This window comes from Streptomyces sp. NPDC054770 (genome assembly GCF_053611985.1).
The window spans coordinates 161,815-183,098 of the sequence record NZ_JBSHBL010000008.1 but is presented as its reverse complement, the minus strand read 5'-3'; the positions used below and the strand labels follow the sequence as shown (position 1 = coordinate 183,098).

The 21,284-nt window shown below is 71.8% G+C and carries 18 protein-coding genes; 5 read left to right on the top strand and 13 right to left on the bottom strand.

Annotated features, from left to right (window positions below; genetic code table 11):
* Nucleotides 1-154: 154 nt before the first annotated feature.
* Together ACWGKQ_RS10785 and ACWGKQ_RS10780 are read right to left on the bottom strand one after the other, a co-directional pair.
* Complete coding sequence (locus ACWGKQ_RS10785; protein ID WP_453291534.1) at nt 155-2,971, bottom strand: discoidin domain-containing protein; 2,817 nt, start codon at nt 2,969-2,971, stop codon at nt 155-157.
* Between the two features lie 160 nt (nt 2,972-3,131).
* Nucleotides 3,132-3,698, bottom strand: coding sequence for a dihydrofolate reductase family protein (locus tag ACWGKQ_RS10780; RefSeq protein WP_453291533.1), 567 nt, complete (start codon nt 3,696-3,698; stop codon nt 3,132-3,134).
* A 277-nt stretch (nt 3,699-3,975) separates the two neighbouring features.
* Here ACWGKQ_RS10780 and ACWGKQ_RS10775 point away from each other — a divergent pair, with 277 nt between their 5' ends.
* Nucleotides 3,976-4,950 carry a catalase family peroxidase gene (locus ACWGKQ_RS10775; protein ID WP_453291532.1) on the top strand — a complete coding sequence of 325 codons (975 nt, stop codon included), beginning with the start codon at nt 3,976-3,978 and terminating at the stop codon, nt 4,948-4,950.
* Here the strand turns inward: ACWGKQ_RS10775 and ACWGKQ_RS10770 are convergent.
* Complete coding sequence (locus ACWGKQ_RS10770; RefSeq protein WP_453291531.1) at nt 4,921-7,986, bottom strand: BTAD domain-containing putative transcriptional regulator; 3,066 nt, start codon at nt 7,984-7,986, stop codon at nt 4,921-4,923. The two genes, ACWGKQ_RS10775 and ACWGKQ_RS10770, sit on opposite strands and share 30 nt — an antisense overlap.
* Nucleotides 7,987-8,122: 136 nt before the next feature.
* On the opposite strand from ACWGKQ_RS10770, the gene ACWGKQ_RS10765 reads away from it, so the two are divergent.
* From ACWGKQ_RS10765 to ACWGKQ_RS10750, 4 genes are all read left to right on the top strand, one after another.
* On the top strand, nt 8,123-10,816 hold the full coding sequence (locus tag ACWGKQ_RS10765) for a BTAD domain-containing putative transcriptional regulator (protein ID WP_453291530.1): 2,694 nt from the start codon (nt 8,123-8,125) through the stop codon (nt 10,814-10,816).
* A gap of 136 nt (nt 10,817-10,952) precedes the next feature.
* The gene (locus ACWGKQ_RS10760; protein WP_453291529.1) at nt 10,953-11,870 is read left to right on the top strand and encodes a TIGR03619 family F420-dependent LLM class oxidoreductase; all 918 of its coding nucleotides are present in this window, start codon (nt 10,953-10,955) and stop codon (nt 11,868-11,870) included.
* Between the two features lie 93 nt (nt 11,871-11,963).
* A complete protein-coding gene (locus tag ACWGKQ_RS10755; protein ID WP_453291528.1) occupies nt 11,964-12,740 on the top strand; it encodes a hypothetical protein in 777 nt (258 codons plus the stop codon).
* 19 nt (nt 12,741-12,759) lie between these two features.
* Nucleotides 12,760-13,353 (top strand): HD domain-containing protein, encoded by a 594-nt coding sequence (locus ACWGKQ_RS10750; protein ID WP_453291555.1) that lies wholly within the window; start codon nt 12,760-12,762, stop codon nt 13,351-13,353.
* Nucleotides 13,354-13,370: 17 nt separating this feature from the next.
* On the opposite strand, the gene catC is transcribed toward ACWGKQ_RS10750, so the two are convergent.
* From catC to ACWGKQ_RS10700, 10 genes are all read right to left on the bottom strand, one after another.
* Nucleotides 13,371-13,649 (bottom strand): muconolactone Delta-isomerase, encoded by a 279-nt coding sequence (gene catC, locus ACWGKQ_RS10745; protein WP_453291527.1) that lies wholly within the window; start codon nt 13,647-13,649, stop codon nt 13,371-13,373.
* 15 nt (nt 13,650-13,664) lie between these two features.
* Nucleotides 13,665-14,522, bottom strand: coding sequence for a catechol 1,2-dioxygenase (gene catA / locus ACWGKQ_RS10740; protein ID WP_453291526.1), 858 nt, complete (start codon nt 14,520-14,522; stop codon nt 13,665-13,667).
* Between the two features lie 42 nt (nt 14,523-14,564).
* On the bottom strand, nt 14,565-15,668 hold the full coding sequence (locus tag ACWGKQ_RS10735) for a mandelate racemase/muconate lactonizing enzyme family protein (RefSeq protein ID WP_453291525.1): 1,104 nt from the start codon (nt 15,666-15,668) through the stop codon (nt 14,565-14,567).
* A complete protein-coding gene (locus tag ACWGKQ_RS10730; RefSeq protein WP_453291524.1) occupies nt 15,665-16,834 on the bottom strand; it encodes an amidase family protein in 1,170 nt (389 codons plus the stop codon). The genes ACWGKQ_RS10735 and ACWGKQ_RS10730 overlap by 4 nt, the downstream gene beginning before the upstream one ends.
* Nucleotides 16,831-17,346 (bottom strand): flavin reductase, encoded by a 516-nt coding sequence (locus ACWGKQ_RS10725; protein WP_453291523.1) that lies wholly within the window; start codon nt 17,344-17,346, stop codon nt 16,831-16,833. The genes ACWGKQ_RS10730 and ACWGKQ_RS10725 overlap by 4 nt, the downstream gene beginning before the upstream one ends.
* A 38-nt stretch (nt 17,347-17,384) precedes the next feature.
* Nucleotides 17,385-18,332 carry a PDR/VanB family oxidoreductase gene (locus tag ACWGKQ_RS10720; protein ID WP_453291522.1) on the bottom strand — a complete coding sequence of 316 codons (948 nt, stop codon included), beginning with the start codon at nt 18,330-18,332 and terminating at the stop codon, nt 17,385-17,387.
* Nucleotides 18,333-18,393: 61 nt separating this feature from the next.
* Nucleotides 18,394-19,155 carry an SDR family NAD(P)-dependent oxidoreductase gene (locus ACWGKQ_RS10715; RefSeq protein WP_453291521.1) on the bottom strand — a complete coding sequence of 254 codons (762 nt, stop codon included), beginning with the start codon at nt 19,153-19,155 and terminating at the stop codon, nt 18,394-18,396.
* Complete coding sequence (locus ACWGKQ_RS10710) at nt 19,152-19,679, bottom strand: aromatic-ring-hydroxylating dioxygenase subunit beta (protein ID WP_453291520.1); 528 nt, start codon at nt 19,677-19,679, stop codon at nt 19,152-19,154. Before ACWGKQ_RS10710 ends, ACWGKQ_RS10715 begins: the two co-directional genes overlap by 4 nt.
* A complete protein-coding gene (locus ACWGKQ_RS10705; protein ID WP_453291519.1) occupies nt 19,669-20,925 on the bottom strand; it encodes an aromatic ring-hydroxylating oxygenase subunit alpha in 1,257 nt (418 codons plus the stop codon). Before ACWGKQ_RS10705 ends, ACWGKQ_RS10710 begins: the two co-directional genes overlap by 11 nt.
* Complete coding sequence (locus ACWGKQ_RS10700) at nt 20,922-21,281, bottom strand: hypothetical protein (RefSeq protein ID WP_453291518.1); 360 nt, start codon at nt 21,279-21,281, stop codon at nt 20,922-20,924. Before ACWGKQ_RS10700 ends, ACWGKQ_RS10705 begins: the two co-directional genes overlap by 4 nt.
* Between the last annotated feature and the right edge of the window lie 3 nt (nt 21,282-21,284).

Below are 21,284 nucleotides of genomic sequence, written 5' to 3'. Positions count from 1 at the left end.
ACAAGGTCGCGCAAGAACTAGACAGAACATTGCAACAATAAAAATGTAGCCCGCAAGATCTAATGCGGCACCTTGAGGCCCGGTCCAGCACCGGAACGTGCACATGACAGTGCCGCCGGACGGGGAGTCCGGCGGCACCGTGGGGAGGGCGGGGTCAGGTGGTCCAGATCTGGAACTCGGACACCTGGCCCGCGGGCCAGCCGTTGTTGGCGGTGATGGTGACCCGGTAGTAGCGCTGGGTGGTGGCGGGGAAGGTGAGTGTGACGGTGTTCCCGGTGCCCGGGTCGAAGGTGTAGGAGGCCGAGGACTTCAGGGTGGTGAAGGCGGTGCCGTCGGTGCTGCCGCCGAGGGTCAGGGTCTGGGTGCGGGCGCCCCAGGCGGCGGGCAGTTGCAGGACCACGCGGGAGGCGCTCCGGGCCGCGCCCAGGTCGACCTGGACCCACTGCGGAAACGCGTTGTTGGCGCTCTCCCAGTAGGTGCTCTGGTTGCCGTCCGTCACGTTGGACGACGGGTAGACGTCGGTGTGGCTGGACTCGCCGGTGGGCCTGCCGGCGGCGAGATTCGTCCCGTTGGTGTCGGTCGTCGCGGCGAAGACGAGGTAGTTGATGTTCCAGCCGCCGCTGTCCTGATCGAGTGTCAGGGTCTGCCGTCCGGCGGGCAGGGTCACCCGGGTGGTCACGGTGGCCCAGGTCTGCCAGTCGCCGGTGGCGGGCAGGTCGACGGCTCCGGTGAGATCGGTGCCGGCGGCGTCCGACAGGTGCAGCGCGCCGGTCACCGCGGACGGGGCCGCGACGCGCAGGCCGAGGGTGTAGGTGCCGGCCGTGGCGACGTCCACGGTGTACCGGAACCACTGTCCGCCGCCGGTCCAGCCCAGGTTGTAACCGCCGCCGGTGTCCGCGGTGTTGTCCAGGTCGACGCCGTCGGCGCGGTAGGCGTTGGCGTTGCCGTTGACGGAGGTGACGTTGTAGGCCACGCCCTGGCCGCCGGTGTCGTAGTCCTCCGCCTGGACCGTGCCGGGCACGGCGGCCGGGGTGCCGCCGTAGGGGCCCTCGGGAGCGGCCGGCGGCCAGTGGTTGTCACTCAGCGTCGCGACGAACCCGGTGGAGTTGTCGACGAAGGCGGAGGCGCCGGAGGGCAGCCCGCTGACCGTGTTGCCGGTGATGGTCGCGGAACCGGTGGGCGCGGGGTAGAACGGCGGCGAGATCGCGATGCCGTTGCGGCCGGGATCGCGCACTGTGTTGTCCTGCAGCAGGGTGTTGGTGGAGGTGGAGAAGCCGATCCCGTCGTAGAGGGAGTCGGTGACGGTGTTGCCGGTGACCGTGACCTTGTCGACGGTGCCGGTGTTCTGTCCGTCGCCGCCGTTGCCGATGTGCAGGGCGGGCTGGCCCTGGCTGTAGGCGTTGCCGCCGGAGCGGACCACGGTGTTGCCGGTCACGGTCGCGGACAGCAGGTCGCTGCCGTTGACGCCGAATCGCCCGGCGCCGAGACCGATGTAGCGGGCCGTGTCGCTGATGTGGTTGTCCCTGACCTGGTGGCCGCTGCCCCCGTAGATCCCGACGCCCTTGCCGCCCCACGGCGCGATCGAGGTGTTGTCACTGACGGTGACATCGGTCATCGGGTGGTAGTAGGTCTTGGAGCCGTCGCTGTTGGTGTTGTAGTTCACCGAGTTGATGGCGATCGCGTCGTCCCCGGTGCCGCGGACGAAGTTGTTCGTGACCGTCAGGTCGTTCCCGGTGTCCGCGCCCAGCGACACGTTGTTGACGTTGATCCCGTCGGCCCAGACGGACGTCAGCCGGCTGTTCTGCACCTTTCCCCCGGTGCCGGAGGCCCAGAAGCCCGACATGGTGTGCTGGGTCCAGATGCCGTCGGCCAGCCAGTCGGTGCCGGTGGTGTCCATCGCGCCGCCGTCCCCGCCGATGGTGCTGCGGCTGACGGCGTTGGCGTCGATGTGGAAGTTCCGTACGGTGCACGAGGTCAGGTCGAACAGGGCTGCCAGCGGTGTGCTGTTGGGGACCGGGACGTCACGGTAGACCGTGCTGTACCACAGGCCCGCGCCCGCGATGGTGATCCCCTGCGCGTTCAGCCCCTCGGTGCCCTTCACGTAGAAGGTGCCCTGGGGGATCCACAGGATCCTGCCCTGCGACTGGGCCTGGTCGATGCAGTTCTGGATGGCGGCCCGGCTGTCCACCGCCTGGCTGTCGGCCGCGCCGTTGGTCGGGGTGTCGTCCGCCACCGCGCCGCAGCTCGTGATCGAGATCGAGTTCGCCGGCTGGGTCAGCGGTGCCGGCGGGTTCTCCACGTCGACGGAGTCCACGTCGTAGAAGGACGCGCTGTTGCCGGAGTCCTTGCGCAGCGAGAACGTGGCGCCGGCCGGGATCGGGGAGCCGGTGACGAAGGTGTGCGACTCGTCCCAGAAGACCCTCGGGTCGCCGTCGGCCGGGTTCTGGTTGTCGCTCGTGTTGTAGTTGCCGTTGCCCTCGTAGACCCAGCTCTGCCGCGAGTTGAGGTTCAGCGCCTGCCGGAACACCCCGTCGACGTACAGGTCCAGCGTCCCCGTGACACCGCCGCCGGACGCCGAATCCGGGATGCTGGCGCGGACGTTGAGGAAGGAGATCGGCTGCCCGGTGGTGTTCGTCCACTGCACCGACTGGCCCGTGCCGTCCAGATGGACGTAGGAGTGGCCCGAAGCCTCCAGCGCGGCGCTGGAGTACTGCGTCGTCGGCGCCGAGGTCAGCGACCGTACGGCCGCTCCCCCGCCGGGCGTTCCCGCCTCGGCCTCGTAGACCGAGAACGGCGTCGCCGCGCCCGCCGCCTGCGCCCGAGGGTGAGCGGCGGCCGTCGGCCCGGTCCGGAGCGTCTTGGACGGCGGCGCCTGCTGCACGGCGGCGGCCGGTAAGACGGCCACGCACATCGCACCGACCGCGGCGACGGCGGCCATCGCCAGTCGCCGGGGTCTGGGGATCGTCGGCATGTGGTCCTCCTTCGAGGAGTACGGGAGATCCGGCGCCCCGACCGTACAGAGCCCGCATACAGCCCGCTAGATTCCAACGAAGGAAAGAATTAATCGCGCAGGGTTCTGCAAGTTTCTTGCCGAACTCCGCAAATCTACGATTCGACGCCCTTCAGTGCGATCAGCGTTGACCGGCGGGCCTGCTGAGAAGCTCGGCACGGCTGCCCCGGCAGGAGTAGACGATCTCCACTGAACCGCCGGGGAGGGCACGCTCTCGCCGGAAGGTCAGACCGGTGTCCGGACCGAGCATGGGGGTCAGCCGCATCCCGTCGCCGAACAGCATCGGCAGTACGACCAGTTCGAGGGTGTCGAGTGCGCCGAGGGCGTGGAACGTCCCGATCGTCCGCGGGCCCCCGATGAGATGGACGTCGCCGCCCCGGTTGGCGGAGCGGAGCCTGTCCAGCAGCCGCACCGGGTCACTGTCGGTCGTGACGTGCTCGGGGGTGCCGTCCGGACGGTGCGAGCCGAGGACGAACACGTCGAGGTCGGGCCATGGCCAGCGGTTGTTGGTCAGCGCGGGCTCGAAGGTGGTGCGGCCCATCAGCGCCGCCTCGCAGCCTTCGAGGAACTCCCGGATTCCGTGGCTCTCGCCGGAGACGAACGCGGGGTCGGCAGTCAGGGCGGGCCAGCCGTTCGGTGTGGTCACGTAGCCATCGGCACTCATGCTCATACGGGCGCGGATCTGCATGGTCTCTCCTGGGGACGTCCGGTGCGGCCGGCGATCCACTGCTGGCCGGCCGTGCTTCTACCCGAGCGTCGAACGGGAGCCCCACCGATCGACACGTCCCTCACTCCCACCTCCCTCGCTCCACCTCCCTCACTCCCGCCTCGGACGAGCACGCTGTCGCGGTGCTGTCCCGGCCGGGTGAAGCGGGGCAGCGCCGCGAAAGCGGTCGGCAAGCAGCCGTCCCGACAGTGACCGCCGTAGGGATTTCCAGGTCTGCCGCAAGAAGTAGAGGAACGACATGGTGCACAGGACCGACCTTCCGCCAGCCGCCGCTGACGTGGTCGACAGCATGGAAGGAATGAGCGGGGGCGTCTTTCCCGGACACCGTCGCTCCAGTGCGCGGGGGGTGTGCTTCGAGGGGGCCTTCGTCCCCACGGGGGAGGCGGCCGCGTACACCGAGGCCGTGCATCTCCGGCACGATCCGGTCCCCGTCACGGTGCGGTTCTCGAACTCCGAGGGGAATCCGCAGGTCCCCGACGGCGCCCCGGTCACGCGGGGCATGGCGGTGCGGTTCCGTCCGGCGAGCGGCGGCGACACGGATCTGCTCGCGATCACTGTCCCGCTCTTCGTCGCCTCGACACCGCAGGAGTTCCTGCAGCTGACCGGAGCGCTGCGACCGGATCCTTCGACGCACGCTCCGGACCCGGCCAGGGTGCAGGCGTTCATCGCGGACCATCCGCATCTCGCCGGGCCGATCACCCAGCGTCCTCCCATACCGGTGAGCTACGGAACGACCGCGTACTGGGCCGTTCACGCCTTCGTCTGGGTCAGCGCGACGGGCCGCAGGCAGCCGGTGCGGTACCGCTGGGAGCCGGTCGCGGGCCGGGCGGCCCTGACCGAGGACGAGGCGGCGACCCGTGCGCACGACTATCTGACGGAGGAGTTCCACCAGCGGCTGCGGCAGGGGCCGGTGGCGTTCACGCTGTGGGTTCAGCTGGGCGAGGAGGGAGATCCCACCCACGATCCCACCGTCGCCTGGCCCGCGGAGCGCCGGGAGATCAACGCCGGTCGCCTGGAGCTGACTTCACCGGTCGCCGACCAGGACAGGTGGGCCACGGCGGAGGCGTTCAGCCCCGCCCGGACCACGGCCGGCATCGAACTCTCCGACGACCCGGTACTCGCCTTCCGCGCCCGGGCGTACGCCGAGTCCGTCCGCAGGCGCGGCGACGAGAACGACCGGCTGCTAGGAGAAGGCGGCCAGCACCGAGGGTGAGCGGGCCAGCCGTTCATGGAGGACGTGGCCGCGCGGAGCCCGCCCGGGCAGCCCGGCCTCGGCCAGGAGGAGGCCGACCGCACCTCGGGTCGGCGGGTCCGCAAGGCCGTCGAGCAGTTCGTCGACCGCACGGAGTACCCGGTCCGAGGGCGCGCACGAGGCGAGGCCGATGCCCGCCACGGCTCTGCGGCTTCGCGGTGCCGTCCGCGAGGACCACACCTCGCGGAACAGCCGTTCGGCCTCGTCGAGGCGGCGCTGGCCGGCCAGCGCCAGCCCCCGCAGGTTCGCCACCGCGGCCCTGAGGTCGTACGAGACCAGATCGGCGGCGATCATCTCGACCTCGGCGAGCCGCCGGTCGGCCGATTCGACACGGCCTTCGCCGACGTCGAGGAAGGCGAGCCGCAGCACCCGGTAGGCCCGCCGGGAACGGGCGCCCCTCGATTCGAGGACATCGGCGGCCTCGCCCCACAGCTCTCCGGCGGCCTCCCGCCTGCCCGCGCTCTCCTCGGCGTCCCCGCAGGCCGTCAGGCAGACGGCCAGAGTGATGGGGTCGTCGATGTCCTTGGAGACCTCGATTCCGGTGAGCGCGTGCTCGCGTGCCCCGTCGGTGTCTCCGGTGTGCAGGCAGTACGTCGACCAGGCGTAGTGCAGAGCGACCCGGTCCCAGCCGAACTGCGTGCCGGCGACGCTCTCGTCCGCCGCGGCGAACTGCTCCTCCCAGCCCTCTTCCGCCGAGAGCCGGGCGTGCAGGGCCTCCCACACCGGGCCGACGACCGCCACGTCGGGATTCCGGGCCGTTCGCCAGGTGTCCGTGTGGCGCCGCTCGTAGCGGAGGGCTGTCCCATGGCGCCCGCACACATGGTTCAGCCAGGCCAGCCACACGAGCACATAGCAGAGCGCCCACTCCTCCTCCGCCGGCAACGGCCGGTCGGGACCCGCGCCCTGCCGTTCCGTGTCGTAGGCGTCGAGCGTGCGCGTCAGCCGGTCGATGCCCTCCTCCTCACGGCCGAGGATGTACCAGAAGTAGCCGAGGGTCGATTCAAGGACGAGCGCCTGCCCGGCCCGGCCGTTCCGGATCATCAGCTCGGAGGCGGCCCTGAGGTTGGCGGACTCCTCGGACACCCGGCGCGACCACAGCGCCTGCTCCGCGGACGGCATTCCTTTGTGGCCCTTCCTGACGAACCCCGAGGTCCACGCGACGAAGCGTTCCTCGGCCGCGGCCAGCCCGCCGTCGGCCGCGAGTCTCGCCAACGCGTACTCCCGTACCGTCTCCAGCATCCGGAACCGCGTGCCGCCGTCGCTCGTGCGCACGGTGAACAGAAGCGACTTGTCGACCAGTTGGCCCAAGAGGCGGAGGACCTCCGGGGGGCCCGTCTCCCCCGGTTCCGCGAGTCCGGTCCGCTCCGCGTCCTCCAGGGAACAGCCGTCGACGCGCAACGCGAGTTCGCCCAGGACCAGTTGCTCGGAGGTGCTGAGCAGCGCGTAGCTCCAGTCGAGCACCGCGCGCAGCGTCCGGTGCCTGGCGGGCGCGGTCCGCTCCCCCTTGACCAGCAGGGAGAACCGGTCGTCCAGCCTGCGGGCGATCTCGGGGACCGAGAGCACACGGGTGTGCGCGGCCGCGAGTTCGACGGCCAGGGGCAGGCCGTCGAGGCGGCGGCACAGGGCCAGTACGTCGTCGCTGCGCGCCGCCTCTTCCCGGTCGCACGACTGGTCGAGCATCGAGGCCCGCAGGGCGAAGAGCTCCGCGGCCTCCTCCGCGGTCATGGGATCCACCGGGAACAGGGCCTCGCCGGCCACGCCCAGCGGTTCTCTGCTCGTCGTGACGACGGTGAGCGAGGGGCACGCGTCGAGGAGGTCCCGTACGAGAGGGGCGACCTCCTCGACGAGGTGCTCGCAGTTGTCGAACGCCAGGACCGCCTTGCGCTCCGCCAGACAGGAAACGGTGCGCCGGAGCGGGCCCAGGGGCTGCTGTTCCGCCGTCACCGCACTCTCGGACAGACCCAACGCCGCGACGAGAGCCGCCGGTACGCCGTCCTTCCCGACGGCCACCAGGTCGGTCCACCAGACGCCGTCCACGTCCTGGCCGAGGTCCGCGAGCGCCTCCAGCAGCAGCCGCGTCTTGCCCACACCGCCCGGGCCCACCGCGGTCAGCAGCCGCTCCCCGCCGATCCGCTGCCGCAGTGAGCGCAGCATGGTGCGACGTCCCACGAACGCGCCGACGGGTCGGACGAGGTTTCCGGCGCGGATGGGGTGCGTCGTAGGGCTCGTGGTACGTCGTTCTCCCGGCAGGGACGGGTCCTGGGAGCTGATGGCGGTGCGCAGTGCCGTGAGCTCGGGAGAGGGTGCCAGGCCGAGTTCCGCGTCCAGGATCTTCGCTCCGTCGTCGAAGACCTCCAGGGCGTCGGTTCGCCGACCCGATCGGTGGAGGGCGACCATCAACTGGCCGCGCAGCCTGTCCCGCAGGGGATGGGCGCCCAGCAGACCGGTCAGCTCCGGGACGAGTTGCCCCGCTCTGCCCAGCTCCAGACCCGCGGCTGCGGCATCCTCCGCGGCGGTGAGGCGCAGCTCCTCCAGGCGGGCGCGTTCCGCGTCGAAGAAGCCGCCCGCCAGGTCCTCGAAGGCTCTCCCCCGCCACAGTGCCAGCCCGCCGCGCAGCAGTTCCTCGGCCCTGCCGTGGTCCCGGCGGCGAAGCCGCTCCTGCCCGAGACGCACGGCTTCCTGGAACTCGGTCACGTCGAGCCGGTCCCGTTCCGAGAGAACGATCCGATAGCCGGTCCCGAGCGTCTCCACACAGGTCGCCGCGCCCCGGCGAGCGAACGAGGTACGAAGCCTCGCCACCTGTGTCTGGAGAGCGTTGACGGGATTCTTGGCGGTCCGCCCGCCCCACAGGTCGTCGATCAGGGTGCCGCGATCGACGAAGCGGCCGTCGGCCATGAGCAGTCGCGCGACCAGAGCGCGCCCCAGAGATCCCGCGAAACCGACCGGGGTCCCGTCGGAGTCCAGCACCGTCAGGGGGCCGAGGATCTTGAATTGCACGTTCGAATTTAGCACGAACGTCACAACCCAGACGCGCCGCGCACGGGTTTCCGGTCGGCCGGCCACGGCTTTTGTGCTCCGCCGTGCCTCCCGGCAGCCGTCTGACGAGCCCGTTCGGACGGCTAGACTCTGCCGGGTGGCGACGGCGGAAGGGTACGAGTTCGGGCTGCTGGGCCCGCTGAGTGGCCGCCACCACGGGCGTGAGCTGGATCTGGGCAGCCCGCTCCAGCGCGCGGTCCTGGTACGGCTCCTCCTCGGCGACGGCGGCCAGTGCGGCCTCGACCGGCTCGTCGAGGCGCTGTGGGAAGACCCGCCCGTCAACGCGGTGCGCTCCGTGCAGACGTACGTCTACCGCATCCGCCTCTCGTTGGGCGAGGAACGTTCCCGGCTGGAGACCACGCAGGGCGGATACCAGCTCGACATCCCGGAACCGGCCGTCGACGCCCTGCGTTTCGAGCGACTCGTCCGTGAGGGCGAGGAACTGCGGGCCGCGCGGCAGACCGGCCCGGCCCTGCGCGCGGTCGACGCCGCGCTGGCGCTGTGGTCGGGCGAGCCGCTGTCCGGCGTGCCCGGCCCCTACGCCAGGCGGCACCGCCGGCGCTTCGTCGATCTGCGGCTGGACGCCCGGGTGGTGCAGTTGGAGTGCGCCGACGAGCTGGGTGAGCACGCCCGCGTGGCGACGGAACTGATCTCGCTGATCGCCGACCATCCGCTGCGGGAGGACCTGTACGCGCTGCGCATGCGTGCGCTGTACCGCGCCGGGCGGCCGGCGGAGGCCCTGGCGGTGTACGCCGCGGCCCGCGAGACCATGGTGGCCGAGCTGGGCATGGATCCGGGGCCCGAGCTGCGTGAGTTGCAGACCCGCATCCTCAGCGGCGGCGAGCCCGGCCCCGCCGAGCCGCAGGCCGGTGCGGCGCCGTCGACCCGCGCCACGACGTCCGCCGGTGCTTCTGGCGACCCCGCGACGCGCTCGGGCGACCGGGGACGAGGCGTCGATGCGGGTGTCGACACGGGCGTCGACACGGGCGTCGACGTGAGCGCCGCCGGTGGAGCCGACCGGTCCGCGACGGCGCAGGTCGAGGGGCTCGTCCCGGCCGGCGTCCGCCCGCAGCAACTGCCGCCCGCGCCGGGCGACTTCGTTGGGCGGGAGCGGCTGCGGGAGCGGCTCCGGCTCGCCCTGCGGCCGAGCGGGGACGCGGTCGCGCTCACGGTGCTCAGCGGTATCGGCGGCGTGGGGAAGACAGCGCTGGCGTTGCGCGTCGCCCACGGCATCCGCGGCGACTATCCGGACGGGCAGCTCTATGTGGACCTGCGGGGCGACGGCGGCCGGCCCGCCGATCCCGCGGACGTACTGGTCGACTTCCTGCTCGCGCTCGGCATGCCCGCCGCCGGGATCCCCGCGACGCCCACCGCCCGCGCCGGGGCCTACCGCACCCTGACCGCCGACCGCCGCGTCCTGGTGCTCCTGGACAACGCGTCCGACACCGCCCAGGTGACTCCGCTGCTCCCCGGCACGCCCGGCAACGCCGCGCTGATCACGACCCGGCACCGGTCGCTCGTACCACCGGGTGCGACACGTTTCGAGGTGCCGGTGCCCGACCAGCAGGAGGCGGTGGCGATGCTGGGCCGGTTCACCGGCGACGCCGAGATCGCCGCCGCCCCGGAACTGGCGCTGGAACTGGTGCACGCGTGCGGGCAGTTGCCGTTGGCGCTGCGCATCATCGGTGCCCGGGCGGCGGCCCGTCCCGGACGCGGGCTCGGCGCGCAGTTGCTGCGCCTGCGCGCCGAGGAGCACCAGCTCGACGAGTTGCGGGCCGGAGGCATGTCGGTGGAGGCCACCTTCCAGGTCGGTTACCGGGCGCTCGCCCCCGACCGGGCCCGGGCGATGCGCCTGTGCGCGCTGCTCGACGCCGCCGACTTCCCGGTCGCGGTCGCCGCGGTGCTGCTCGACCAGCCCGAACCGGAGACCGAGGAGCAGCTGGAACATCTGGTGGAGGCCGGTCTGCTCGAACCGCACTCGGCCGACCGCTACCGCTTCCACGATCTGGTACGGGCGTTCGCCGCCCGGCGTGCCGACCGCGAGGACCCCGCCGCGGATCGCGAGGCGGCACTCGTACGGCTGACGATGTTCCTGCACGCCACCCTGCTGCAGGCCATGAGCGCGACCGAGCAGGCCGGCTCGCTCAGCATCCATCTGGTCCCCGTGCCGCTGACCGGACTCCGGTTCGCCGACGCCGAGCAGGCCCGCACCTGGCTGCTGGCCGAACACACCCTGCTGGTCTCGGTGTTCTCGCGGGTGCTGCGCGACGTCCCGGACGCTTCGCCGATCGTGGTCGCCGCGCTGTCGGTGATCGCGTCGAGCGGGCTCTTCGCCGGGCCCGCGCACCAGCGGGAACTGGAACGCATCACGGACCAGGCGGTCGCCGCGGCCGAGTTGGGTGACGACCCGGCGCTGAAGGCGCAGATCCGGCACATCCGGGCCTGGCTCGCCTTCATCCGCGGCGATCTGACCGCGGCGGAAACCGATCTGCGCGAGGTCGTCCGGCGGGAGCGCACCCTGGACGACCCGCTGACGTTCTTCATGTCCGCCCGGCTGCTGTCGGTGGTCCTGGCGGACCAGGGACGGAACGCGGAGGCCGTCGCGTTCTTCGCCGAGTCGGAGACCGTCGCCGGAGCGGAGGACGATCCGAACAGCCCGGCCTGCTTCCTCCAGGAGGTGGGCCGCCTGTTCACCGCACTGAGCTCGGACCGGGCCGAGGTCGACATCGCCGCGGCCCAGCACGTGTACGAGGTGAGCGACCGCCTGCGGCAGGAGGCGGCGAGGCGCTGAGCCTGCCGCTCGCGGACGCCGAGGGTGTCCGCGTGCCGCGTCGGCCCCGCTTTCACGCGCCGTCGACCGGACGTCGATCCGTGTCCGGCATGGTGATCCGAGAACGGACCGACAGCTCCTCGAACAGGTGACAGACATGCTCAAGATCGGTCTGGGGTCTCCCCAGTACGGATTGTTCACCGACCCCGCCACGATCTCCGGGTTCGCCGCCGCGATCGAAGCCATCGGCTTCGACAGCCTGTGGGTGGGCGACCGGGCCCTGGTGCCGACGCGGCCCCGTGACCCCTATCCCGGCGGTGGTCCGGTGCCGGAGGGGTTCCGCAACTTCCTGGACCCCGTCGTCACCCTGTCCTTCCTGGCGCAGGCGACCCGACGGGTGCGCCTCGGGACCAGCACGCTGAACGCGCCCTTCTACTCCCCGCTGCTGCTGGCCCGCGCTCTGGCGTCCGTCGACATCCTCAGCGGGGGACGGCTCGACATCGGGTTCGGGCTCGGCTGGTCGTCCGACGAGTACGCGGCCGTCGGAGTGCCGTGGCGGGGGCGCGGGGCACGGCTGGAAGAGATCCTGGACGTCCTGGAACACCTCTGGTCCGGTTCGTCTGCCGAGTACGAGGGAGTCCGGTGGACGATCCCGAGTGCGCACATCGAGGCACTCCCCGCACAGCGTCCCCGTCCGCCGGTGCTCCTCGGCGGTTTCACTCCGGCCACTCTGGAACGTATCGGCCGGCGCGCGGACGGCTGGGCCGGCGTGGCGCTGCCGGTGCCCCAACTGGCCCACGTCATCAGCCGGATCCGGCAGATCGCGGAGGACAACGGACGTGATCCGGACACCCTGCGCACCGTCGTCCGGGTGAACCCCGTGGTGACGGCCGAGGCCGCGCCGAGCGACGCGGTGCCGCACCGGGGAACGGTCGTGCAGGTTTCGGACTACCTGCTCGCCGCCCACGCGGCGGGGGCCGACGAGGTCCTCATCGACCTGCAACAGACCGCGCGGAGCGCGGAGGAGCTGACGGACCTGGCAGACCGCTTCCACGAACTCCTGCGCAAGGGCTAGGACGTCCGTCGAACGGCCCGAACGACCGGAGTGATACCGCTGCAACCAACGCCCGAGCCGGTGAGTCTCCTCCCGTAACGGGTGGAGGCACGGATGGACGAGCGCAAGTCCTTGTCGGGCGACGGCTGGAACGAGTACGCCTCTCCCTCCGGGTGGGAGGTGCCGGCGGCTCTCGTCGCCATAGTGGCGTGGCTGGCATTCGGGCCGCTCGGGCCGTTGTGGCTCTATGTCCTCGGCTGGGCGGTGGCGCTGACCGCGGTGACCGGTGTCCTGGGGCTGCTCCGGGCTCGCCTCGGGGCCGGCCGGATTCCTTCGCCGGGCGGCCTCGTGGCGGCACTGCTGCGGCTCGGCCCGGAGTCGTGGCTGCTGGCCCCTCGCTGGGCCAAGGCCCGCACGGCCGCCGGGGTCTTCCTGCTGTTCGCCACCTTCGCCGCGGGCATGAGCTGGAATGCCGGCCAGGAGTACCGGCTGCTGTCGGACCTACGGCAGCACGGCCGGCGGACCGACGCGGCCGTACTCAGGATCAGCGGCCGGTCGGAGGAAGGCTGGGTGAACGCCGTGACCGTCCGCTTCGACACAGCGTCCGGCCCCGTGCAGGCCTATGTCGATGTCCCGGGCAGCTCGGCGACCCGTCCGGAACCAGGAACGTACATCCCTGTCGTGTTCGACCCGGCACACCCCACCGAGGTCCGGCACGTCTCCTATCTCGACGGACGCGACGCCGCCGAAATCCGACAGGTGGCGATCCTGAGCGGGCTGCTCGCGGCGGGCTTCCTGGTGGGCACCGTCGGCGTGGTGGTGCGCACCGGGCGGCAGACGGAGGCAGCAGGGCCCGCAGCCGGCTCCCCTCGGGATGCCCCGTGGGAGTAGTGTCCGCGGGATGACCGCGATGCCCACGGACCTTTTGGCACGTGCCCTGGACGCCCCCGGCGAGCCGCGGCTGCGGGCGTTGCCGCCCGTGGTGGCGGAGTTGCTGCGTACGCTGGACGCCCCGCCCCGGCTGGCGGCGCATCTGCGTGCGGTCCATGACGTCGCGGTCGATCTGGTGGCGTGGGTGCGGGACCGGTACCCGGATCTGGCCGTGGACCGCGACGGTGTTCTCTTCGGTGCGGCGACCCACGACGTGGGCAAGGTCCTGCACCCCGAGGAACTCGCCGGGCCCGGCTCGGCGCACGAGGAAGCCGGTCGTGACCTGCTGCTGAGCCGCGGCTTCCGGCCCGCGCTGGCCCGGTTCGCCGCCACCCACGCCGACTGGGACGCCCCCGCGGTGACGATCGAGGACCTCCTGGTCAGCACGGCCGACAAGGTGTGGAAGGACAAGCGCGTCGCCGGCCTCGAGGACAGACTCGTCACAGCGCTGTCGGGTGCGACGGGACGGGAGCCCTGGGAGGAGTACCTCGCGCTCGACGACCTGCTCACCCGTATCGGAGCCGACGCCGCCCCTCGCCTGGCCTTCCAGTCGGCGTTCCCGGTGCGCGCCTGACCCGGCCGCCACGGGACTCACCGGATGTCGGACGGGTGCCGGGCCAGTGGTGTGACCGTGATGTCCATGTGGGGGAAGAGCGGCAGGCACCACAGGATGTCGTTGAGGCGGTCGTTGTCGGTGACGTCGAAGACGCTGAGGTTCGCGTACTGGCCGGCGCAGCGCCACAGGTGCAGCCACTCGCCGGAGCGCTGGAGGCGCTGCGCGTACTCCTTCTCGGCCGCGAGGGTCGCCGCCCGGACGTCGGTGTCCAGGTCGGGTGGCAGGTGCACGGTCATCCGGACGGCGAAGAGCACGGTGACTCCCGGTGGTCAGAGGGCGGCGGGGGCGAGGACGAAGTCGTAGGTGACCTCGTTGCCGCCGGTGCCGGCGGGCTGCGGGTCGAGGACGAGTTCGGGCTTCACGGCGGAGGCCACGTCGGCGTCGAGGTAGGCGCCGTCCTTGAAGTAGAGCTGTGTGGTGAGGGTCTGGTGGCCGGGCGCCGACACCTTCAGATGCAGATGGGCGGGGCGCCAGGCGTGCCAGCCGGCCGCGGCGATGAGCCGGCCGCAGGAGCCGTCGGTGGGGATCTGGTAGGGGGCGGGCTGGATCGTGGTGACCGCGAACCGGCCGTCGTCGTCGGTGACGATGCGGCCCCGGAGGTTCCACTCCGGGATGCCGGGGGCGAACTGGGCGTACAGGCCGTCGTCGTCGGCCTGCCACATCTCCAGTACGGCGCCCGGGAGCGCCTCGCCCGCGGCGCCGGTGACCTGCCCCTGGAAGACGAGCGGGGTGCCTGCCTCGCCGTCGCGCATCGGCAGGGTGGCGACGCCGGGCAGCGCCGGGGCGTCCGGCACGTAGTACGGACCCTCGATGGTGCCCTTGCTGCCCTCCCGCGACCCGGTGGCCACCTCCTCGACCACGTGCTCCACCCACACGTCGAGGAAGAGCGGCCACTCGCCGTCCTGCCCGACGGAGATCAGCCACGACTTGAGGGCGTTGTACTCCTCGTAGGTGACGTGGTGGCGGCGGATGACGTCGTGGACGGCGGTGATGACCGCGGTGGTCAGGGTGTCGACGCGTGCGGTGTCGACACCGTCGGCGGGGGCGCCGGTCCTGTCGGTCAGGAAGCGTTCGGTGGCCGAGGCTCCGGACGCGGCGGCGGTGGCTTTCAGAGTGGTTTCGGACATGGCGGGGCGGCTCCTTCGCAGGGGACTTTCGACGGTGTTGTTTCAGCGGTCCTGGCGGTAGCGGTCGAGCTTCTCCGGGTCGATCGCCACGCCCAGGCCGGGGCCGTCGGGCACGGCGAGGGTGCCGTCGGTGATGGCGATCGGTTCGGTGAGCAGGTCGTCGCTCATGTCCAGGAAGTTGGAGAGTTCGCCGGCCCGGCGGGACGCGGAGGCGTGGGCGGCACCGAAGGCGACCGTGCAGACCGTGCCCAGCTGGCCGTCGATCTGGTTGCCCATCACCACCTCGGCGCCCAGGCCCTCGCACTGGAAGAGGACCCGCTGGGAGTGGGTGAACCCGGTGCGGGCGGTCTTGACGCTGATCGCGGTGGCGGCGCCGTCGAGCAGCGAGCGGGTCACCTCGGCCGGTGTGGTGGCGGACTCGTCGGCGACGAACGGCACGGGGCTGTGCCGGACCAGCCAGCGACGGCCGAGCACGTCGTCGGCGGGGCACAGTTCCTCGGCGAGGGTGATGCCGAGCCCGTCGAGCTCGCGCAGGGCGGCGGCCGACTCCGAGGCGGTCCAGCCGCGGTTGCCGTCCACGTACAACTCGGCCTCGGCGCCGAGCACTTCGCGCAGTTTCCGGCAGACGTCGAGGTCGAGCCGGGCGGGGCGGCGCCCGACCTTGACCTTGAAGACGGTGATGCCGTAGCCGTCCCGCATCCGCTCGGCCTCGGCCGCCATCCGCTCGGGGGCGTCGAAACCGAGCATGTGCGCCACGCGCATCCGGTCGCTCCAGCCGCCCAGCAGGGTGGAGACGTTCAGGCCGAGGGCCTGTCCCGCGAGGTCCCACAGGGCCATGTCGACCGCGGACTTGGCCGCCGGGTTGCCGACCGTGCGGTGCAGCAGGGCGTGCACCCGTTCGCGGGCCAGCACGTCCAGGCCGGTGAGCTGCGGGGCGAAGATCTTCTCGATCACGCCGGTCACGGACGCCTGCGTCTCGCCGTACGTGAAGGGCCGGGGCGGGGCGTCGGCCACGCCGGTCAGGCCCTCGTCGGTGCGGACCCGGACCAGGACGTGTTCGGCGGCGTGCACCTCGCCGCTCGCGAAGCGCAGCGGCTTGGTGTACGGGATCGCGTACGGGACGGTCTCGATCGCGGTGATCTTCACCGTACGGCCGCCTCGACGGCACGGGCCGCGCCGAGCAGCCGGCCCACCCGGTCGGGGTGGCCGACGAGTTGGAGGCCGAGGGGAAGGCCCTGCGGGTCGCGGTGCCCGGGGACGGTGACCACGGGCAGGCCGAGCAGCTGCCAGGGGCGGCTGAGGACGGGGTTGCCGGTGGCGGCCAGGCCGTGCGGGGCCGGGCCGGGCGCGGCGGGACCGAGGATCGCGTCGACGTCGGCGAGAAGGGCCAGGACGGCGGCCCGTGCGGTGCGTGCCGTGGCGAGTGCCGCACCGTACTCGGCGTCGGAGGTCCTGCGGCCGCGGTCGAGGAGTTCGTTCAGGTGTCCGCTGAGCGACTCGGGATGCCGGGCCTCGGCGGCGAGGGTACGGGCGGCCTCGTAGGCCATGACCACGGCGTGCGCGGCGGCCAACTCCGCCGTGTTCACGGGGAGTTCCGCGGCATCGGCGTGCAGGTCCCGTCCGGTGCGCCGGACCGCGTCGAGCATCGCGGGGTCGAGCTCCGCCAGTTCGGTGCCGGACCACTCCACCAGCCGTACGGCATCGAGGACTTCGGCCTCGGTGCCGTCGACGGCCCTGATCACCGTGGCCAGTTCGGTGACACCGGTGGTGAGGAGTCCGGGGGCGTCCAGGCTCGGGCTGAGCCCGGTGAAGCCGCGGGTGGACCAGGCGCCGACGGGGGCGACGTATCCGGCGACCCCGCAGAAGGAGGCCGGCCGGGTCAGCGAGCCCGCGGTCTGCGAGCCGAGGGCGAGGGGGACCACGCCCGCGGCGACGGCGGCGGCCGAACCGCTGGAGGAACCGCCGGGGGTGTGGGCGGGGTTGCGCGGGTTGCGGGTCGGGCCGGGCTGGAAGTACGCGAACTCGGTGGTGACCGTCTTGCCCAGCGGCACGGCGCCCGCCCGGCGCAGCCGGTCCACCAGCCAGGCGTCGCTGCCGGCGATCCGGCCCCGGCGCAGCACGGAGCCGCACTCGGTGGGCAGCCCGGCGACGTCGATGATGTCCTTCACGCCGAACGGCATGCCGTGCAGGGGGCCTTCGGGCGCCCGCGGCGCGGCGGCGCGGGCCCCGTCGGCGTCCACCCGCACCCAGGCCCGCAGCTCCGGCTCGGTCCGCTCCAGGCGCCGCAGCGCTTCCTCGACGGCGGCGGTCATGACCGGGCGCCTTCCGGCACGAAAGGGTCCGCGTCGAGCCGGTGGAAGGCACGGTTGAAGTAGACGAGGCTCTGGCCGCCGGAGCGGGTGCGGATCTGCCCGATCTCCACGAAGAGCACGCTGTGGGAGCCCATGGGCACCGTGTGCCTGATCGTGCCGACCGCCGTGACCAGGGCGTCCTTGAGGACGGGTACGTCCTGGGTGCGATCCCAGACGTCCCAGGTGAAGCGTTCGGCCATGGGCACCTTGGTGGCTCCGGCGAAGTGCAGGGCGAGCTGCTGCTGCTCCCCGCCGAGGACGTTGAGGCCGACGCGTCCGTTCGCCTTGAAGACGTCGTGCATGGCGCTGGCGCGGTTGACGCACACCAGGACGGTCGGCGGGTCGTCGGTCACCGAGCAGACCGCGCTGAGCGTGATGCCGCAGCGGCCGTTCGGCCCGTCCGTGGTCAGGATGTTCACGGCGGCCGGCAGGTGCGCCATCGCCTCGCGGAACTCGCTCTGGTCGGGGGTCACCGCGGTGCCCCTCCTCTCTTGGTTCGGTTCGGACCGGCTCACCACAGCTCCACCACGAGGCGTGGCGACCTCGCCCGCGACACGCAGGCGGCGATCTGGTCCCCGGCCGCCTTCTCCTTGGCGGAGAGGCAGTGGTCGCGGTGGTCGGGTTCGCCCTCGATCACCCTGAGGACACAGGTCCCGCAGATGCCCTCGCGGCAGGAGGTGTCCAGCGGGACGCCGTTCTCCTCCAGCACCTCGGCGATGCTCCTGCCGGGCGGCACGGAGTAGACCTCGCCGGTGTCGAGTTCCACCTCGAAGGCCTCCCCCTCGCCGGACACCTCGCCGGCCTGGAAGAGCTCCGAGTGGATCCGTTCCTCGGGCAGGCTGCGGGCGGCGAGTTCACGGACGTACGCCATGAACTCGTGCGGTCCGCAGGTGTAGACGTGGGCGTCCGTCGGGAGGCCGGTGAGTGCGGCGGCCAGTGCGTCCCGGGCGGCCTCCCGGCCGAGTCCGAAGTGCCGGACCACCCGGTGTGCGAAGGGCGACTGGGCCAGCAGCCCGGCGAAGGCCGCCTCCGCACTGCTGCGCGCCACGTAGTGCAGCGTGAACTCCGCTCCCCTGCCGTGCAGTTCGTACGCCATCGCCAGCAGCGGTGTGATCCCGATGCCCGCCGCCAGCAAGTGGTGCCGGGCCCCGTCCGCTGCGAGGCCGAACAGCTGCCGGGGTGCGCCGACGGTCAGTTCCGTGCCCGGTTCGGCCTTGTCGTGCAGGGCCTGGGAGCCGCCGCGCGAGTCCGCCTCCCGTTTGACGGCGATGGTGTAGGCGCCGGTGTCGTGCGGCGGACCGCACAGGGAGTAGGGGCGGGTGATCCCGGTGGGCCCGGTCACGTCGATGTGCGCGCCGGCCGGATAGGGGGCCAGGGGGGTGCCGTCGGAGGGGGCCAGCCGGAGGACCTTGATGGTGTCGGTCTCGTCGTGGGTGTCGGTGACGGTGACTGTGAACATCCGTCTGCCTTCGGGTGGTTCGGGTGAGTCGGCTGAGTCGGGGTGGGAGCTGACGGTGCTGTCAGCGCATGTACAGGCCGCCGTTGGCGTCCCAGCAGGCGCCGGTGACCGCGTCCGCGTGTTCGGAGGCCAGCAGCACGGCCATGTCGGCGATGAAGCGCGGACGGCCCAACCGGCGTACGGGGATGGACTCTTCGATGGCCGCGAGCTGCTCCGGCGGGACCGTCTCGCGGACGATCGGCAGGTCCTGCGGGCCCGGTGAGATGGCGTTGACCGTCACTCCGGAGGGGCCGAGTTCGCGGGCGAACACCTTGGTGAGGGTGGCCACGCCGCCCTTGGCCGCCGCGTAGTGCGCGCCGGTCGCCGTGCCGCCGTTCTGGCCGGCGAGCGAGGCGATGTTGACGATGCGCCCGTAGCCGCGTTCGGCGAAGTAGGTGCCGAGGACCTGGCAGCCGAAGAAGGTGCCGTCGAGGTTGGCGGACACGACCTCGGCGAAGCTCTCCGGGCTGATCTCCATCAGCTTCTCGACCTTGGCGCGACCGGCGTTGTTGACCAGGACGTGCACCGCGCCCCAGCGCTCGACGAGCTGGTCGCGGGCCCGGGCGAAGGCGTCCTTGTCACGAATGTCCAGCGCGAGCCCGACGGCGTACCGGCCCTCCGGGTCGAGCTCGGCCGCAGCCTTCACGGCGGCCTCCTCGTCGAGGTCGGTCAGGGCGACGCAGTAGCCGCGGTCGTAGAGCCGCGCGGCGATGCAGGCGCCCAGGCCGCGGGCCGCGCCCGTCACCAGGGCGACGCGCCTGGCGTCCTCCTCGTGCGGGCTCACAGCAGGAACCCCGATGCCGTGACCGCGTCCTCGGAATTGACCAGCCGGACGATCTTGCGGGCGATGCGCGGACCGTCCCCGCAGAACACGATCCGGTGGGTGACGTCGGCGGCGAGGACGAAGGTCTCCTCCCGCTTGTAGCCGACCAGGATCTGCGCCGCCGACACCTCGATCGCGTCCTCCTCGCGGCCGGTCACGACGAACCGGGACACCGTACGGACGGTGCGGGCGGCCGCCGCGGCGGAGATGGAGAACCCGCCGGTGAGCCGCTCGATGCGCATGCGGCGCATCCGGTCGTCGTCGTAGACGAGGTTCAGGCGGGAGGCGAAGTCGGTCGCCTCGCGGTCGATGGGGACGACGTACTCGGCGCCTTCGGCCCACAGGCCGTCCCACTCCGCATAGCGGCGGGCGTCCAGCAGGTGGGCCTCGCGACAGATCAGGGAGACGGCGGCGAGAGCCCGCGGATCGTCCAGCGGCAGCTCAACCAGCGTGCCCAGGGCCTCGGTTGCGGCCTCAGTTGCCATCGCTCATCATCCTCTTCCACATGTCGTACGCCTCCCGCATCCCGGTCTCGTCGGTCGCGTGGGAGGTGGGCTGCCCGAGGTCGTCGGGCTTCTCCCGGCCGAGGCCGCGGTTGACCAGGATCGGCATGTCGACGCCGCCGGCCACGCCCCGCTGGACGCGGTTCCACGCCTCGGCGTCGTCGGGGCTGCCGAAGCCGAAGGGCCCCTGGAAGTGCTCGTGGATGCGCAGCCGTTCGCGGTTGACGATCTCGGGGCCGCCGTCCAGGCCGAGCGCCACGTGCCGGATCTCCGTCTCGCCGACCGAGATCGGGCGCAGCACCCGGAAGAAGGACATCGACATGGCCACGTTCGGGAAGAGGTTGAGGTTGAACCCGGCGCCGTGCAGGGAGCGGACGATCCGCCGGACCTGCTCCGGGGGCAGGTCCCCGGAGAGTTCGTCGACGATGTGGCTGAAGCGGTCCTGGAGCTTCTCGGTGCCGTCGTCGACGTCCAGGTCGGCGTGTTCGGCGACGGAGATCGAGACGCTGTGGCCGTTGCCGAGGGCATGGGTGACGGCGGTCTCGTCGGTCATGATCGACAGCATGTTCGCGGTCTCCGCGTCGACCGAGGCCATCCACGAGCGGTGCACGATCGGGAAGTGGTACCAGTCGGTGGTGTTCTCCAGCTGGATCTTCCAGTTGCCGTTGAACCGGAACCGGTGCTCGCCCTGCACCTTGATCGGATAGCCCGCGCCCTGCTTCATGAAGCGGTCGATCCACGGCCGGGCCCCGCCGAGGAAGTCCTCCAGCGGCTCGATGTCCTCGCTGAAGGCGGCGAAGACCATGCCCGCGTAGGAGCCCACCTTCAGTCGCTGGAGCGGCAGTTCGGCCTTCTCCAGGACGTCCTCGTAGCCCTCGGGGTACGGGATGCCGCGCAGGCTGCCGTCGAGGCCGTACGACCACGCGTGGTACGGGCAGGTGAAGCCGTTGCCGTTGCCCCTGGGGGTCTCGCAGACGCTGGCGCCGCGGTGCCGGCAGCGGTTCAGCAGGACGTTGATGCCGCCCCGGCGGTCCCGGGTGACGATGACGGGACGGCGGCCCACCCAGGCCGTCTTGAAGTCGCCCGGCTTGACGATCTCGCTCTCGTGGGCGACCCACACCCAGGTGCGGTGGAAGATGCGCTCCATCTCCCGTTCGAAGAGGGCCGGGTCGGTGTAGAGGGTGCCGGCGACGCGGTCGGACTCGACCAGCGACGAGTCGTACGTCATCGGGCCACCTCCGGCTCGGGCAGCGGGCGGCCGAGGCGCGCCTCGATCTTCATGTACCGCCACAGGCCGTGCTCGCCGACCTGGACGGTGCGCAAGAGGTTGCAGGCGGCGGCGACGGCCGGCTGGTCGACGACGTCGGCCAGGAGGTAACAGGTCCACGGCCAGGAGTCGGACGGGCCGACCATGTGCTGGTCGTCGTCGATGGTGCCGAGGACGGTCAGGCCCGGCAGTTCGTAGAGCTGCTCGAGCATGCTCGTGAAGCCGTCCCAGACGGACTTGCCCTGGCCGGTGGGCAGGTCGAAGAAGTTCTGGTTGACGCCGATGCAGAACAGCACCCGCCGGGGGGATTCCGACATGGA

Excerpts from the sequence above, each read along its gene's own strand:
- ACWGKQ_RS10780 (WP_453291533.1), bottom strand. The coding sequence starts at position 3,698 with ATGCAGATCCGCGCCCGTATGAGCATGAGTGCCGATGGCTACGTGACC.
- ACWGKQ_RS10755 (WP_453291528.1), top strand. The coding sequence starts at position 11,964 with ATGGACGAGCGCAAGTCCTTGTCGGGCGACGGCTGGAACGAGTACGCC.
- ACWGKQ_RS10785 (WP_453291534.1), bottom strand. The coding sequence starts at position 2,971 with ATGCCGACGATCCCCAGACCCCGGCGACTGGCGATGGCCGCCGTCGCC.
- ACWGKQ_RS10730 (WP_453291524.1), bottom strand. The coding sequence starts at position 16,834 with ATGACCGCCGCCGTCGAGGAAGCGCTGCGGCGCCTGGAGCGGACCGAG.
- ACWGKQ_RS10720 (WP_453291522.1), bottom strand. The coding sequence starts at position 18,332 with ATGTTCACAGTCACCGTCACCGACACCCACGACGAGACCGACACCATC.
- ACWGKQ_RS10710 (WP_453291520.1), bottom strand. The coding sequence starts at position 19,679 with ATGGCAACTGAGGCCGCAACCGAGGCCCTGGGCACGCTGGTTGAGCTG.
- ACWGKQ_RS10705 (WP_453291519.1), bottom strand. The coding sequence starts at position 20,925 with ATGACGTACGACTCGTCGCTGGTCGAGTCCGACCGCGTCGCCGGCACC.
- ACWGKQ_RS10700 (WP_453291518.1), bottom strand. The coding sequence starts at position 21,281 with ATGTCGGAATCCCCCCGGCGGGTGCTGTTCTGCATCGGCGTCAACCAG.
- ACWGKQ_RS10750 (WP_453291555.1), top strand. The coding sequence starts at position 12,760 with ATGCCCACGGACCTTTTGGCACGTGCCCTGGACGCCCCCGGCGAGCCG.
- ACWGKQ_RS10775 (WP_453291532.1), top strand. The coding sequence starts at position 3,976 with ATGGTGCACAGGACCGACCTTCCGCCAGCCGCCGCTGACGTGGTCGAC.
- ACWGKQ_RS10760 (WP_453291529.1), top strand. The coding sequence starts at position 10,953 with ATGCTCAAGATCGGTCTGGGGTCTCCCCAGTACGGATTGTTCACCGAC.
- catA (WP_453291526.1), bottom strand. The coding sequence starts at position 14,522 with ATGTCCGAAACCACTCTGAAAGCCACCGCCGCCGCGTCCGGAGCCTCG.